Origin of the sequence: Pseudoblastomonas aquimaris, from assembly GCF_035481675.1 — a bacterium.
GTDB lineage: Bacteria > Pseudomonadota > Alphaproteobacteria > Sphingomonadales > Sphingomonadaceae > Alteriqipengyuania_B.
The window spans coordinates 517,317-531,219 of the sequence record NZ_JAYJJW010000002.1 but is presented as its reverse complement, the minus strand read 5'-3'; the positions used below and the strand labels follow the sequence as shown (position 1 = coordinate 531,219).

General features: G+C 64.0%; 11 protein-coding genes and 1 tRNA gene. 3 read left to right on the top strand and 9 right to left on the bottom strand.

What is annotated here, in order from left to right:
* Positions 1-2: 2 nt before the first annotated feature.
* From VCJ71_RS12725 to VCJ71_RS12695, 7 genes are all read right to left on the bottom strand, one after another.
* Complete coding sequence (locus VCJ71_RS12725) at positions 3-3,122, bottom strand: TonB-dependent receptor (protein WP_324641503.1); 3,120 nt, start codon at positions 3,120-3,122, stop codon at positions 3-5.
* 183 nt (positions 3,123-3,305) lie between these two features.
* Complete coding sequence (locus VCJ71_RS12720; protein ID WP_324641502.1) at positions 3,306-3,842, bottom strand: nucleotidyltransferase family protein; 537 nt, start codon at positions 3,840-3,842, stop codon at positions 3,306-3,308.
* Between the two features lie 16 nt (positions 3,843-3,858).
* Positions 3,859-4,710 (bottom strand): XdhC family protein, encoded by an 852-nt coding sequence (locus tag VCJ71_RS12715; protein WP_324641501.1) that lies wholly within the window; start codon positions 4,708-4,710, stop codon positions 3,859-3,861.
* Positions 4,710-6,899, bottom strand: a complete 2,190-nt coding sequence (locus VCJ71_RS12710; protein WP_324641500.1) for a xanthine dehydrogenase family protein molybdopterin-binding subunit — start codon at positions 6,897-6,899, stop codon at positions 4,710-4,712. Before VCJ71_RS12710 ends, VCJ71_RS12715 begins: the two co-directional genes overlap by 1 nt.
* Positions 6,896-7,879, bottom strand: a complete 984-nt coding sequence (locus VCJ71_RS12705; RefSeq protein WP_324641499.1) for an FAD binding domain-containing protein — start codon at positions 7,877-7,879, stop codon at positions 6,896-6,898. The genes VCJ71_RS12710 and VCJ71_RS12705 overlap by 4 nt, the downstream gene beginning before the upstream one ends.
* Entirely contained in the window at positions 7,876-8,385 is a 510-nt protein-coding gene (locus tag VCJ71_RS12700; RefSeq protein WP_324641498.1) for a 2Fe-2S iron-sulfur cluster-binding protein, read from the bottom strand. The genes VCJ71_RS12705 and VCJ71_RS12700 overlap by 4 nt, the downstream gene beginning before the upstream one ends.
* Positions 8,386-8,684: 299 nt before the next feature.
* A tRNA-Ser gene (locus VCJ71_RS12695) sits at positions 8,685-8,775 on the bottom strand.
* 157 nt (positions 8,776-8,932) lie between these two features.
* On the opposite strand from VCJ71_RS12695, the gene VCJ71_RS12690 reads away from it, so the two are divergent.
* From VCJ71_RS12690 to VCJ71_RS12680, 3 genes are read left to right on the top strand one after another with little or no spacing between them, the layout of a single operon-like run.
* A complete protein-coding gene (locus VCJ71_RS12690; RefSeq protein WP_324641497.1) occupies positions 8,933-9,337 on the top strand; it encodes a metallopeptidase family protein in 405 nt (134 codons plus the stop codon).
* 33 nt (positions 9,338-9,370) lie between these two features.
* Complete coding sequence (locus VCJ71_RS12685; RefSeq protein ID WP_324641495.1) at positions 9,371-10,330, top strand: peptidylprolyl isomerase; 960 nt, start codon at positions 9,371-9,373, stop codon at positions 10,328-10,330.
* On the top strand, positions 10,327-11,409 hold the full coding sequence (locus VCJ71_RS12680; protein WP_324641493.1) for a peptidylprolyl isomerase: 1,083 nt from the start codon (positions 10,327-10,329) through the stop codon (positions 11,407-11,409). The genes VCJ71_RS12685 and VCJ71_RS12680 overlap by 4 nt, the downstream gene beginning before the upstream one ends.
* Before the next feature lie 33 nt (positions 11,410-11,442).
* Here VCJ71_RS12680 and VCJ71_RS12675 read toward each other — a convergent pair whose 3' ends face one another.
* Entirely contained in the window at positions 11,443-11,805 is a 363-nt protein-coding gene (locus VCJ71_RS12675) for a VOC family protein (RefSeq protein ID WP_324641492.1), read from the bottom strand.
* Entirely contained in the window at positions 11,805-13,895 is a 2,091-nt protein-coding gene (locus VCJ71_RS12670; protein ID WP_324641544.1) for a RelA/SpoT family protein, read from the bottom strand. Before VCJ71_RS12670 ends, VCJ71_RS12675 begins: the two co-directional genes overlap by 1 nt.
* Positions 13,896-13,903: the final 8 nt, after the last annotated feature.

Below are 13,903 nucleotides of genomic sequence, written 5' to 3'. Positions count from 1 at the left end.
TCTCAGAACTTAACGCTGAGCCCCGCCGTGATGCGCCGGTCGGTAAGTCCCTGGAAACACAGGACCGCGCCTTCGTTCACGCAATACAGCTTCTGGTCGCCGCGCAGCAGGTTGATGCCCTCGATCCCGAAGTTGATATTGTCGGTGAAGTCGTAGTTCAACCCGGCGTTGAGCTGCCCGCGGTCACCGGCCACCAGCGGCAGGTTCCAGCGGAACTGGTCGTCGGTGATGTAGTCCGACCGCCAAGTGTAGCGCACGCGGGCATTGAGCCCGTATTTGTCGTAATAGAGCGTCGCGTTGTAGGCGTAATTGGACAGGTTGGTCAGGGTGACCTTGCTCTGCACCGATCCCGCCGGGAAGCCCAGCCCGGTGTCGAGGTTGCGCGTCGTCAGGCCGGTATAGAACGTCTCCGCATCGCCGCCTGCCTCCTGATAGGTGAAATTGCCGATGAAGCCGAAGCCGGAGGCAAAGCCGAGCGCTTCTTCATAGGCCGAAAGGTCGTGCTGGAAGGCGACCTCGATGCCCGTCTGGGTGGTCGATCCGGGCACGTTGAACGTCGATCCCAACGGCGCGCAGATGCCGTTGCCGGGTGTCTGGCTGTTGATGTTCCGGTTGGCGAGCGGGTTGTAGATCCCGCCGCCCGGGCAGGCCGGATCGATCGAGTATTGCGGATTGCCGTTCACGAAGCCGATGGGCGTCGGATAATCGACGATGGGCGAGAACAGGTTGGTCCGGTTCTTGTGGAACACGCCGACGCTGAACACGCTCGATGGGGCGAAATACCATTCCGCCGACAGGTCGTAAGACCATACGAGTTCGGGCACGAGATTTGGGTTGCCCCCTTCGACAATCGCTTCCGCCGATGTGGAGAAGGATCGCGAGGTCGAAAGATCGTCGAAATTGGGCCGCCGCATATCCCGCGAAGCGCCCGCCCGCACGAGCAGGTCGTCGGCAGGCTCGAACACCAGGCTCAGGCGCGGGAGCAGGAAGTCGTAAGAGCTTTCCTGCGTCGTGGTGCCGCTGGCGACCCCGTTGGAGACGTTGTTCCCGGTGGAGGAGAGGTTCGTGGTGACCCAACGGATCCCCGCGTTACCGCGCGTGGGCATGCCGAATATCTCGGTGTCGATATTCATCTGGGCATACAGGGCGTGGGTCGTTTCCTTCACGCTGAAGAAGCCGGCCGCCGACTCGGTGGGACCCTCCAGCAAGGGCACCGCAGGAAAGCCCGGGTTTGCTGCATTGCTGGCGGCAATCGCATCGTTCAGCGCCGCAAGCACCGCGTCCGGATCGTCGAATGCCAGTTGGCCGTCGATGATCAGGAAGTCGGCGAAATAGAGGGTCCGCCCGTCCGCCGAATTGAAGTTGTCGGGCGCCGCGACCAGGATATCGGCGAACAAATTGCCCTCCGGCCGGTTGAAGCGGTTGTTTGCAGGGTTGGTGCTGTTGTTGGTCAGACTGATGTTGTTGGAAAAGACGTTGTTGACTGCGGTGGTCTCGTTCCAGCGATAGCCGAAATCGACGGACGTGACGAAGGGGTTGAGGTCCGTCGTGTCGTAAGTGAAGTCGAGCCGGGCGGCCTTTTCCTCGTTATTCGCGGAATTGGCTCCCTGCGCCACCTGGTTGAGCTGGTAATTGGCAGGATCGAGCAGATCCGCGCTTGACGGCGCAAACGGGCTGGATTCGTCGATACCGAATTGCAGCACGTCGCCCCTCAGGTCGAATTGCAGCGGCGTTGCATTATCCAGGCTGCCCCGCCCGAACACCGGCTGCGGCGCGTTGGGATTGATGAAATCCAGCGTGGTCGAGAAGTTCGGATTGACCGTGTCGGATTTCGACAGGGCCGCCTCGCCGCGCACGACCAGCTTGCCCGCCTCGTATTCGAAACCGAGGTCGAATACCTGGCTGTCGGTGACGCGGGAACCGGTGTCACTGGAAGTCCGCAAATTGGGATCGAGCGTCTGGCCGCTCGCACCGTTGATGCCGATCGTGCCGCGCAGGGTCGATTCCACTGTGCCCAGGTCGATCGGACCGTTCGGCCCGGTGAGCGTGCCGAGATCGATCGTGGTGAACTCGTCGTGGAAGGCCTGGTTGACCGCATTGGACACGCCGGAAAGCTGCACGCGGTTGCTGTTCTGGGCGCGCTGCTGGTCGTTGATCGTGCCGTCGAAATAAAGGAGCAAATTGTCCGATGGCCGCCATTCAAGCGATGCGGTCGCGTTCCACGTTTCGTACTCGTAGTTGTTCGTTTCCTGATTGAGGAACTGGATCTGCAGATAGTCGAACGGCTGGTTCGCGTTGCTGCCCGGCAGGTTCGGTGCCGTCGAGGCCTGCCGCAGATTGTCGCGGTCCACACGAGGCGCAAATACGGCCACGTCCTGGCGGGCGTAGCTGCCGCTCAGCACGACACCGATCTCGCCGGCCCCGGTGTCCCAGCTGTTGCCCACCGTTGCCGACACGCGCGGAAGGGTGGTGTCGGCAAGGTCGCTGTTTTCGAACTGGACGCGGGCGGCCAGCAGCGGGTCGGTGAGATCGAGCGGACGGATGGTGCGCAGGTTGATCGTGCCGCCGACCGAGCCTTCGATCGTCCTGGCCTCGGGCACCTTCACCACCTCGACCGAGGCGATCAGCGCGGCGGGCAAATCCTCGAAGCTGATGCCGGAGCGACCCGATCCCGAACCCACGGTCGACACGCCGTTGATCTCCACCCGGTTGGCATCGGTCCCGCGGATCTGCACCGCATTGCCGACCCCGGCCTGCCGGGTGATCTGGATGCCGGTGACGTTTTCGAGCACTTCGGCCAGGTTCTGGTCTGGCAGCTTGCCGATGTCTTCGGCCTGGATGACCTCGACGAGATTGTCGGAATCCCGCTTTTCCACAAGCGCGCTTTGCAGCGAGGTGCGGATGCCCTCGACAATGATGATGTTGCCATCGTCGACATTCGCAAACTCGTCGTCGACGACCGCGTCGACTGCGCCTTCATCCTCCTGCAGGGCGGGCTGTCGGTCTTGCGCCAGCGCGCTCGCCGGTATCGCCAATGCAGCCAGCGCCGTGCCTAGCAAAAGCCGGGTCGCGAGGCCCGAAGGCGACGCACCCATTCCCAAACGCTCACCGAAATTATCCATCAATCCCTCCCACAGAATCGTGTTCTCGGCATAGAGATACGCTTAATGACACCGCTGTCAATGCGGGCGGCGACGATGGTGTCGACCTTGAGGTGGCCGCAGGTCCTTCCCTGCTGTCTTTCCAATCGGAGGAGTCAGCCTTTCAGCGCACCGATGGCTTCTGAGGCCATGAGAAGTGCGACATCAAGCAGGAAAATTGAAACTTTCCAGGTCGGCGGTCGTGTCGATGTCGACCAGTTCATCCTGTTGCAGCGGATCGATGAGTTCCACATTCGGAAAGTTGAGGCACCGTGCCCCTCGATCCCCCGTTAAGGATGCAACGAAAGGGAAGGCTTCGCGCGGAAAACCGGCCGGGCAGCCCGCATTGCCATCTCCGTAACGACTGAATGCGACCTTTTGCGTAGCGGCAAGCCGGCCGAGAAGCGTGGAAGAAACAAATGGCATATCGGCAAGCACGACGACCACGTATTCGCAGTCGGTCAGGACGCGTATGGCTGCCGCGATAGAAGTGCCCATTCCCTCCGCTGCAGCCGGGTTCTTTATCGTCCTCCACCCCCGCCGGGCTTTGATCGAACCTTCCGTACCGACCACTATAACGCGCTCTGTGAAGCGGGCATTCTCCGAGGCTTGTGCGGCCCATTCCCACAAAGGACGGCCTCGAAACTCGGCGGTGAGCTTGCCCCCGCCGAACCGCTTTCCTTGACCGGCTGCGAGCAGCATCACGCCTGTCTTCAGCTCATGCGACGGCACGCATTTTCTCGTAGCAGCCGACGATTTCCGAAAGCGCCGACAGAGCGATGGTTCGCGGCGACTTGCAGGCAGGCAACAAGCCTACCGGGCTGGTGAGGCGCGCGATCTGCTCCTCAGGAACACCGCGCGCGGCAAGCCCCAGCGTACGATCTGAGCGCGCCCTCTCCCCGCCCTGAGCGCCGACGTAAAAGGCGTCGCTTGCCAGCGCCTGCTCTAGCAGGGCCAACTCCCATTCATGATCGTGGAACAGCAGCAGGCAGGCCGTCCAGGGATCGTAACACACATTCGAGACCCTTCCGCCAAGAGTAAGATCATCTCTTGAGAGCACTTCGACATCAATCTTCATGGCCGCACACAGCGACGCCACGGCCGCAATTTCGGGCCCCTCTCCAAGAACGACCAGCTTCAGCGAAGGCAGATAGGTGCGTTCGAAGAGATGCTCGCCTACGACTATCGAGAGGCGGGCCGGACGCCGCGATTGAAGCGTCTTAAGCGCGGATCGACAAGCCACCCGATCCGGCGCGGGATCCAGAAGGATATCGAGACCGCCTCCACACGGCAGGCGGAAATCTATTGTGGATGAACCGCGACCATAGCGGACGACACGTTTGCTCGCGGATTGCAACAGGTCGGTCGCTAATTGTCTCTCCAAGCAGCCATCGGCAAGATCGCCGACAGTTGAACCATCGGGCAAAACCGCCAGCTGCGCTCCAAGGCGCCGCGAGAAGCTGCCCTCTATTCTTACAATAGTGCAGAGTCCCACACCCGATTGGCACGCCGCAGCCAGCGCGAGGTGATCCTCGTCGTGCTCGATAGCGATTGGACATTTGGCCAACATTAGTCGGGCATCGCCGCGAGAACGCGATCCGGCGTCATCGGGTAATCGTAGAGCCGCGCACCACAAGCGTTGTAGATCGCATTGGCGATAGCTGCCGCACCGCCGCACATACCGAGCTCGCCGATGCCCTTGGCTTGGATCGGACTGGCTGCGCCATCGCGTTCCTCGACCAGCACGACTTCGAGATCGGGTACATCGCGATGGACTGGCACGTGGTACTCGGCCAGGTCGCAGTTGACGAGGTGTCCGTCGCGCGGATCGAATTCCAGCGCCTCGGTCAGTGCCACGCCGATGCTCCAGGTTATGCCGCCGATGCATTGCGAGCGAGCGGTCTTGGCATTCAGCACACGGCCGAAGCCGAATGCGCCTAGCATGCGATCGACGCGGGCTTCCCCGGTGAAGTGATTGACGCGCACTTCAGCGAAGAAGGCGCCGAAGCCGGAGGCGGTGTAATCGTCTTCGATATCGCCCGGCTCGTAATGGCCTTCGCGCACAAGGTCCTTGCCTTCGAGAAGGTCGGTCAGAACCGCGCCGGTAGCGGTTTTGCCATCCTGCAGGTCGAGTTCTTCCTCACTCGTGCCGACCTTAGCGGCCAGTGCCTCGCGGATCGCCTTGCAAGCGATATAGACCGCCGAACCGATCGAAGCCGCGCCCCAGCTGCCGCCCGAGCCGGGGCCGCGCGGGTGGCGCGTGTCGCCCAGTTCGACCAGGACCTGCTCCGGATCCAGCCCCAGCATCTCCCCGGCAATCTGCGCGAGGATGGTGTAGGTACCGGTGCCGATGTCGGTCATGTCGGTTTCAACGAGCGCCGTGCCGTCCGCTTTCAGAGTGACCCGCGCCTTTGCCTCGGAGATGTTGTGTACTCTCGCGGCGCTAGCCATGCCGGTGCCGATCCACCATTCGCCCTCACGCCGCTGGCGCGGTTTGCGGAGGCCTTTGTCCCAACCAAAGGCTTCAGCGCCCTGCTTCAGGCAATCGGCAAGCTTGTGCGAGGAGAACGGCAGGTCTTCCTCGGGATCCCTCTCGGGTATGTTGCGCAGGCGAAGCTCAACCGGATCGATGCCGGCCTTTTCGGCGAGCACATCCATCGCCCCTTCGAGCGCCGGCATGCCCACGGCTTCACCCGGTGCGCGCACCGATCCGGCCGTCATGCGATGGATGCGGGCGACATTGAGCATCAGTTCGCGGTTTTCGCCGCCGTACATGAAATGAGACGATTGAAGCACGGGCTCGGCAAATGTCTCCCCGGGAAGGTTGGACACCAGCGCCTCGTGGCCGAAGCCGGTGAGCTTTCCATCACTATCGGCTGCTAGGCGCAGGCGCTGCGTGGTTTCGCTGCGGCGCATGACCGTCTGGAAAACCTGCTGGCGCGACTGCACGACGCGGACCGGGCACCCGACCGCTTTCGCCGCCAACGCGGCTGCGACAACCTCTTCGCTTATGCCCAGCTTAGAACCGAAACCGCCCCCGACGAAGCGCGATATGAGGCGGATATTCTCCTCTTCCATATCGAGCGCATCGGCCAGTTCGGTGATGTTGTAGTTGAGCATCTGGAGGGAGGCGTGGACGGTCAGCTTGTCGCCGTCCCACTGGGCGATTGCGGCATGCGGTTCCATCGCGGCGGAGGCGTGGCCCTTGGTTGTGTAGGTTACGTCGACGCTATGCGCGGCTTCGGCCATGGCATGCGCCAGATAGCCCTGATGGACCGTCTCGTCCTCCTGCTCTTCCGGTTCGACCGCGTTCGGATCGAGTAAAGCGCCTTTCTCCTCGCGATATTCGACCTTCAGGTGCTTGGCCGCATCGCGCGCCTGTTCGAATGTCTCGGCGACCACCAGCGCGATCGGCTGGCCCCAGTAGCAGACCTGCGTCGGCCCCTGCATGGGCGCTTCGTTGGCCGTCCCCTGCGCGGCGCGGGTGCACATCTTCTCGTCATCGACCACCGCGATCACGCCGGGCATGGACAGCACGCTTGCCCGGTCGATGGAAGTAACCTCGCCGCGCGTGATGGTCGAGGTGACCAGCACACCCTCGGCGCAGTTTTCGACCGGATATTCGGCGGCATAGGGCGCGGTGCCGGTGACTTTGGCCAGTCCCTCGATGCGCGGCAGGGGCTTTCCAAGCACACCCTGCTTCATCCCATCTAGGCGGTTGGAGTTGTCGGGCTCGTCCTGCTTGAAATGGACCGTCATGCCGCGTCCTCCGTAGCCTGCGCCAGGACGGCGTGAAGCGTGCGCCGCGCCAGCGGTATCTTGAAGTCGTTCTCCCCGAACCCGCGCGCATCGCTCAGCAGGATATCGGCTGCCTTGTCGAACAGCGCGTCCGAGGGGGGCTGGCCGATCAGGGCTTCTTCGACCCGCGGATCGTGCCACGGCTTGTGCGCCAACCCGCCAAAGGCGAGATCGGCGCGGGTAAACTTGCCGTCCGTCAGTTCGATCACGGCGGCAACGGAGACCAGCGCAAAGGCATAGGACGATCTCTCGCGCACCTTGCGATAGATCTGCGTGCCCCCGACCGGAGCAGGAAGAACGATACCGGTGATGATCTCGCCCGGTTCGAGGACGTTCTCGATCCATGGCGTATCGCCCGGCAAGCAGTGGAAGTCGCGCACCGGCACCTGGCGCTCGCCCTTGTCGCTCGACATGTGCACCACCGCGTCGAGCGCGCTCAGCGCCACGGCCATGTCGCCCGGATAGGTTGCGATGCACTGGTCGCTCGTGCCCAGGATCGCATGGAGTTTCGCAATGCCGTCGATTGCCCCGCAGCCGCTGCCCGGGTCGCGCTTGTTGCAGGGCTGGTCAGGTTTCGTGAAGTAGAAGCACCGCGTGCGCTGGCACAGATTGCCGCCATTGGTGGCCTTGTTGCGCAGCTGCTGCGTCGCCCCGGCCAGAATGGCGCGCGACAGGACCGGATAGTCGGCGCGAACGCGCGGGTGGACGGCGGTTTCGGTATTCGTGGCGAGCGCACCCAAACGCAGGCCGCCTTCGTCCGTGTCCTCGATATCCGCAAGGCCAAGCCGATTGATGTCGGCCAGCTGACCCGGCGTTTCCACCTGCAGTTTCATGAGGTCGAGCAGGTTGGTTCCGCCCGCAATGGCAAGCGCATCCTCCTCGGCGGTCACATGCGAAGCTTCGGACAGCGAAGGCGCGCGGGTGTATTGGAACGGCCTCATGACTTGCCTCCCGCCGCGACGTCCTCGATCGCAGCGACGATGTTCGCGTAAGCGCCGCAGCGGCACAGATTGCCGCTCATCCGCTCACGTATCTCTTCGCCGGAGATCGCGATCTGCCCCTCGAGACTTTCGCTGGCGTCGCTCGGCCAGTCGGCGGCGATTTCTTCCAGCATGGCGGTGGCGGAGCAGATCTGGCCCGGCGTGCAATAGCCGCACTGGAAGCCATCATGCTCGATGAAAGCGCGCTGGAGGGCGGACGGCTCGTCGGGCGTGCCGAGACCTTCGATGGTCGTCACGCTGTCGCCATCGTGCATCGCCGCCAGCGTCAGGCAGCTGTTGATGCGGATGCCGTTCACGAGAACCGTGCACGCACCGCACTGGCCGTGATCGCAGCCCTTCTTCGTGCCGGTGAGGCCGATGTGTTGCCTCAGGAAATCGAGAAGACTGACCCGCGGGTCGTCGGGAGTGGGGTGGGCGGTTCCGTTTACGGTGATTGTGTCGGCCAAGCGCACCTCCTTTTCTCTTAGAACCGTCCGGTGGGAAAAGGTGTCCGAAAAACATTGGTGGAGAGAACGAAGTGCGATGCATCCATCCGTCCGGCCCAAAGTGACGTGCCTGAATGATGTGATTGGTAGCTAGGCCCAGCACTACGTACTGGCGATTGGCCCCACGGAGAAAGGGCTCGCGAATCTAATCTATCGGACCGCTCGAGCGCTCTCTGCAGACCCGCTTCTGGCCGTGAAGCGCGCAGAACTGCGAGGCTTGCGCGCAAACTGAAAATCGTCCTATATCAATCACTTATGTGTGGCGGAGCGGGAGGGATTCGAACCCTCGATACGGGGTTACCGTATACACACTTTCCAGGCGTGCGCCTTCGACCACTCGGCCACCGCTCCGCGTTCCGGTTCGCACTATCGCTTCGCTACTCGAGTGCGGGGGTGAAGTCACACACCCTCCGGCTTCAAGTAGCGCTTGGCGCGATAGGCCAACAAGAATGCGCGCCTCTAGCTGCATGGGGTTGCGGGTGCAAGGCCGTCGCGCCATGGGTGGGCGATGACGCGGACGATCGGCCTCGCCCCCTCTGCCGAAGAGATGGAAGCCATGGGCCGAGCGACGCTGGATCGCCTGCCCTCGCAATTCGCCGAACACCTCGGCGCGGTGGTCTTCAGCGTCGAGGAATATGCCGACGACGAGACGCTGCAGTCGGTCGGCTGCGAGCATCCCTACGAACTCACCGGCATTTACGAGGGCGTCGCATTGACCGATCAGTCGATCGAGCATTCGGGGACCATGCCCACCCGCATCCGCCTGTTCCGCCGTGCGATCCTGGACGAATGGGCCGAGCGCGGAGACGAGACGCTGGAGCACCTCGTCGCCCATGTGGTGATCCACGAGGTCGGCCACCACTTCGGCCTGTCGGACGACGATATGCACGCGCTGGAGGAGATGGCGGACTAGCGCTGCGCCCGCCTGCGTGGCAGACCCTTGGCCATGAAGAGCCTTCTTACCGCTGCCACCACGCTGGCACTTGCCGCCTGCGCCACCGTCCCGCCGCTCCAGCCAGCCGCCGCGGGCGAACCCGACGGCACCACGCCGGCCGACATGGTCGCGCTGGCGAGCGAGGCGGACTGGACCGCGATTGCGCCCGATGACCTGCTGGTCATGGACCTGACGCCCGATACCGCGGGGCAACCGCGCCGGATCGTGATCCAGCTGATGCCGGAACCGCTGTCGGAAGGTTGGGTCCGGAACGTGCGCACGCTCGCCCGGGCGCACTGGTGGGACGGCACGACCGTCTACCGCGTGGTCGATAATTGGGTAGCGCAGTGGGGCGACGGGGAGGACGACCCGGCCAAAGCCAAGCCGTTGCCCGATGGGCTGCTGACCGTGCCGGAAAGCGAATATGTCACGCCGCGCCCGCGCGACGGGCGCACGGCCGCTTTCCCCGGAATTACCGATCCCTACGCGCCCCACGCGGGCTTCCGTCACGGGTTTCCGGTGGCGTGGAACGAGGCCACGATCTGGCCGACGCATTGCTATGCCAGCGTCGGCGTGGCGCGGGACCTGTCGCCGAACACGGGAACGGGGGCGGAGCTCTATGCCGTGATCGGCCATGCGCCGCGCCGGCTCGACCGCAATATCGCGGTAATCGGGCGGGTCATCGCGGGGATCGAGCATCTCTCGGTCCTGCCGCGCGGTACCGGCGATGCGGGCGTCTACGCCGATGCGGCGCAGCGGGTGCCGATATTGCGGGCGCGGCTAGCCGACGAATTGCCGCAGGGCGAGCGGCCGCGCTTCCGCACGCTCTCCCCCACCAGCGAGGCATTCGCGCGGATGGTAGGCGTCACCGCCAACCGCTTCGACAGCTTCTACCGCGTGCCCGCCGGCGGGGTGGACGTGTGCGGCGTGAGCGTGCCCATCGAGCGGCTGGACGAGGGAAACGCGCCGTGAGGGCGCTGCTCGCCACCGCAGCGGCGCTCGCGCTGGCCCTCCCCGCTGCCGCGCAGGATGAGGCTCCGCTGTCGCCCGGCGAGATCGTGGCGCAGGCGGATGCGGCCGAATGGCAGGCGATCGCGGCGGAGGACCTCGTGGTCATGACCCTCGCCCCCGACCGCGACGGCAAGCCCCGCGAAGTGGTCATCCAGCTGATGCCGGAGCCGTTCAGCCAAGGCTGGATCGCCAACATCCGCACCCTCGCCCGCAGCGGCTGGTACGACGGCACTTCGGTCAACCGCGTGCAGGACAACTACGTCGTCCAGTGGGGCGATCCGAATTACGACAATCCCGAAGCTGATGGCGAGGCCAACCCGCTACCGGAAGGGCTGCGCGTGATGGCGGAGGAGGATTTCACCTTCGAGCCGGAAGATTTCAGCGACACACTGCTTCCTCTAAAAAGTTACGATGTTACTGGCAGTCAGCGTATGGCTGCCGCAAGGCAGCTTTTTGACCCGGCGGAACAGGCCGTTTTGGCGGGCGAATTGGACGCTAGCGAACTTGAAGCGATAATGGACGTCGCGCGTTATCTTCGCGGCGATAGTTTTGCTCTTAACACGCGGATCGTTAGCGGTTGGCCGTTTGCCACTGGCCTGAATGAGGCGGGTTCCGGCGAACTATGGCCCGTCCACTGCTACGGCATGGTCGGCGTGGGGCGGAACTACTCGCCCGACACGGGTTCGGGCGCGGAGCTCTACACCGTGATCGGCCATGCGCCGCGGCATCTGGACCGCAACATCGCGCTCGTCGGCAGAGTAATCGAGGGGATCGAGCACCTCTCCAGCCTGCCGCGCGGGACCGGGGCGCTCGGCTTCTACGAAACGGCCGAGGAACGCGTGCCGATCCTGCAGGTCCGCGTGGCGAGCGACTTGCCGGTGTCCGAGCAACCGCTGTTCGAGTACCTGTCCACTGTGAGCGAGAGCTTCGCCGCCTATGCCGAAGCGCGCGCGAACCGCCGGGACCCCTTCTTCATCGTGCCCGCAGGCGGGGCGGATATCTGCAACATCCCCGTGCCGGTTCGCCGGGTGCAGCCCTGACGGCGGACTTGCCCAGCGACGGGAGCGACGGGCTCAAACGCGCTGCATGATCTCGATGCGGTTGCCGAAGGGATCGACGACATCGCCGCGGCGATAACCGTCGAGCGGCTTGCCGTCGCGGAACTCTACGCCCGCCCTCGCAAAAGCGGCGCGGGCATCGTCGAGGTTGTCCACCAGCAGCGCGGGATGCGCCTTTGTCGCCGGGCGGAAGCCCTCTTCCCGGCCCAAGTGCAAATGGACCCCGCCGCCCGAAAACCAGCAGCCGCCGTTCGCTGAAAGCGACGCGGGCTTGGGCACTTCGGCAAGGCCCAGCACACCGCGATAAAAGGCGCGGGCGCGGTCTTCCCCGCCCGCCGGCATGGCGAGCTGGACGTGATCCAACCCGATGACTTTCATCAGATCCGCTCCGCCTGCGCCACCGCGTCGCTCGCGCGCAGGGAGCTGAGCGTGCGGGTCAGGTGCGCCAGGTCCTGCACTTCCAGGTCGATCTCGTAGGTCTGGAAGGGCTCGTCGCGCTGGGTCAGTTCTAGGTTGACGATATTGCCGCCGTTACGCGCGAAGATGCCGGCCATTTCCGCCATTGTGCCGGGGCGGTCGTACAGCACCACGCGCATGCGGCCCGGCGCGCCGGCGCTGCGTTCGCCCCATTGCAAATCCATCCAGTCCGCATCGATGCCATTGGCCAGCTGCAGGCAGTCGATGGCGTGGACCTCCACCTTTTCGCCTTCCTGCCGCAGCCCCACGATCCGGTCGCCCGGCACCGGGTGGCAGCATTTGGCCAGCTCGAAGCCGACGCCCGCGGTCAGCCCCTTGATCGACAGCTTGTGATCGCGCCGCGCGGCAAGCTGCGCTTCGTCGAATTCCGCCGTCGAGCCGGGGACCAGCGCCTCCATCAGCTCTGCATCGGTCAGCTTGGCAGAACCGATGCGGAACATCAGGTCTTCCTCGTCCTCCAGCTCCAGCCGCTTGATCGCGGCCTTGGTAGCCTTCTTGCCGATATTGGCGGGCAGGCGCTCGGCAATCTCGTCGAACAGCTGGCGGCCGATGGAGGCGATTTCCTCGCGTTCCTTCTGCCGCACGGCGCGTCGGATCGCGGCGCGCGCCTTGCCGGTAACGACGAAGCCCAGCCAGCTCATCTGCGGCTCGCTGTTTTCGGACTTGATGATTTCCACCACGTCGCCGTTCGCCAGCACCGTGCGCAGCGGCACGTGCCGCCCGTTGATCTTCGCGCCCACCGCCTGCGCGCCCAGGTCCGTGTGGACGGCAAAGGCGAAATCGACCGGCGTTGCGCCCTTGGGCAGCTGGTGTAGCGCCCCCTTGGGCGAAAAGGCGAAGATGCGGTCCTGGTAGATCGCCATCTTGGTGTGTTCGAGCAGTTCGTCCGCGTCGTGCGCGGCATCGACGATCTCGATCAGGTCGCGCAGCCAGCCGACCTGCCCGTCGGGCCTCTCGTCCTGCTTGTAGGCCCAGTGCGCGGCGAGGCCGAATTCGTTGGTCCGGTGCATGTCGCGTGTGCGCACCTGCACTTCCACCCGCATCGAGTTTTCGTAAATCAGGCTAGTGTGGAGCGAGCGATAGCCGTTATTCTTCGGCGTGGAGATGTAATCCTTGAACTTGCCCGGGATCATCTGCCACGTGGTGTGGAGCACGCCCAGCGCGCGGTAGCATTCGACCTCGTTCTCGCAGATCACGCGGAACGCCATGATGTCGGTCACCTGTTCGAAGCTGACGTGGCGCTCCGCCATCTTCTTCCAGATCGAATAGGGGTGCTTTTCGCGCCCCGACACCTCGACGTTGAGGCCCGCTTCGGCCAGCGCCTGCTTCATTTCGAAAGCGATCGCATCGACCTGCGCGCCGCCTTCCCCCCGCAGTTCCTCCAGCCGGCCGGTGATCAGCTTGTAGGCTTCGGGCTCCAGCTGTTCGAAGGCGAGCAGCTGCATTTCGCGCATGTATTCGTACATGCCCACCCGCTCTGCCAGCGGGGCGTAGATATCCATCGTCTCGCGCGCGATGCGGGCGCGCTTTTCGGGGTTCTTGATGAAATGCAGCGTGCGCATGTTGTGCAGCCGGTCGCCCAGCTTCACCAGCAGCACGCGGATGTCCTCGCTCATGGCGAGCAGGAACTTGCGCAGGTTTTCAGCCGCCCGCTCGTCTTCCGGCATCTGTTCGATCTTGGACAGCTTGGTGACCCCGTCCACCAGCCGCGCGACCTCGGGTCCGAACTTGGCCTCGATATCGTCGATCGTGGCGAGCGTATCCTCCACCGTATCGTGGAGGAGCGCGGTCATCACCGTGTCCTGGTCCAGCTGCAGGTCGGTCATCAGCCCGGCCACTTCGACCGGGTGGCTGAAATAGGGATCGCCGCTGGCGCGCTTCTGCGTGCCGTGCTTCTGCACGGTATAGACATAGGCGCGGTTTAGCAGCGCCTCGTCGGCGTCCGGATCGTAGGCCTTGACCCGTTCTACCAGTTCGTACTGCCGCAACATCGCACCTG

Coding starts and splice junctions, on each gene's coding strand:
- VCJ71_RS12685 (WP_324641495.1), top strand. CDS start 9,371: ATGAAGAGCCTTCTTACCGCTGCCACCACGCTGGCACTTGCCGCCTGC.
- VCJ71_RS12710 (WP_324641500.1), bottom strand. CDS start 6,899: ATGACGGTCCATTTCAAGCAGGACGAGCCCGACAACTCCAACCGCCTA.
- VCJ71_RS12720 (WP_324641502.1), bottom strand. CDS start 3,842: ATGCTGCTCGCAGCCGGTCAAGGAAAGCGGTTCGGCGGGGGCAAGCTC.
- VCJ71_RS12725 (WP_324641503.1), bottom strand. CDS start 3,122: ATGGATAATTTCGGTGAGCGTTTGGGAATGGGTGCGTCGCCTTCGGGC.
- VCJ71_RS12675 (WP_324641492.1), bottom strand. CDS start 11,805: ATGAAAGTCATCGGGTTGGATCACGTCCAGCTCGCCATGCCGGCGGGC.
- VCJ71_RS12670 (WP_324641544.1), bottom strand. CDS start 13,895: ATGTTGCGGCAGTACGAACTGGTAGAACGGGTCAAGGCCTACGATCCG.
- VCJ71_RS12705 (WP_324641499.1), bottom strand. CDS start 7,879: ATGAGGCCGTTCCAATACACCCGCGCGCCTTCGCTGTCCGAAGCTTCG.
- VCJ71_RS12715 (WP_324641501.1), bottom strand. CDS start 4,710: ATGTTGGCCAAATGTCCAATCGCTATCGAGCACGACGAGGATCACCTC.
- VCJ71_RS12690 (WP_324641497.1), top strand. CDS start 8,933: ATGACGCGGACGATCGGCCTCGCCCCCTCTGCCGAAGAGATGGAAGCC.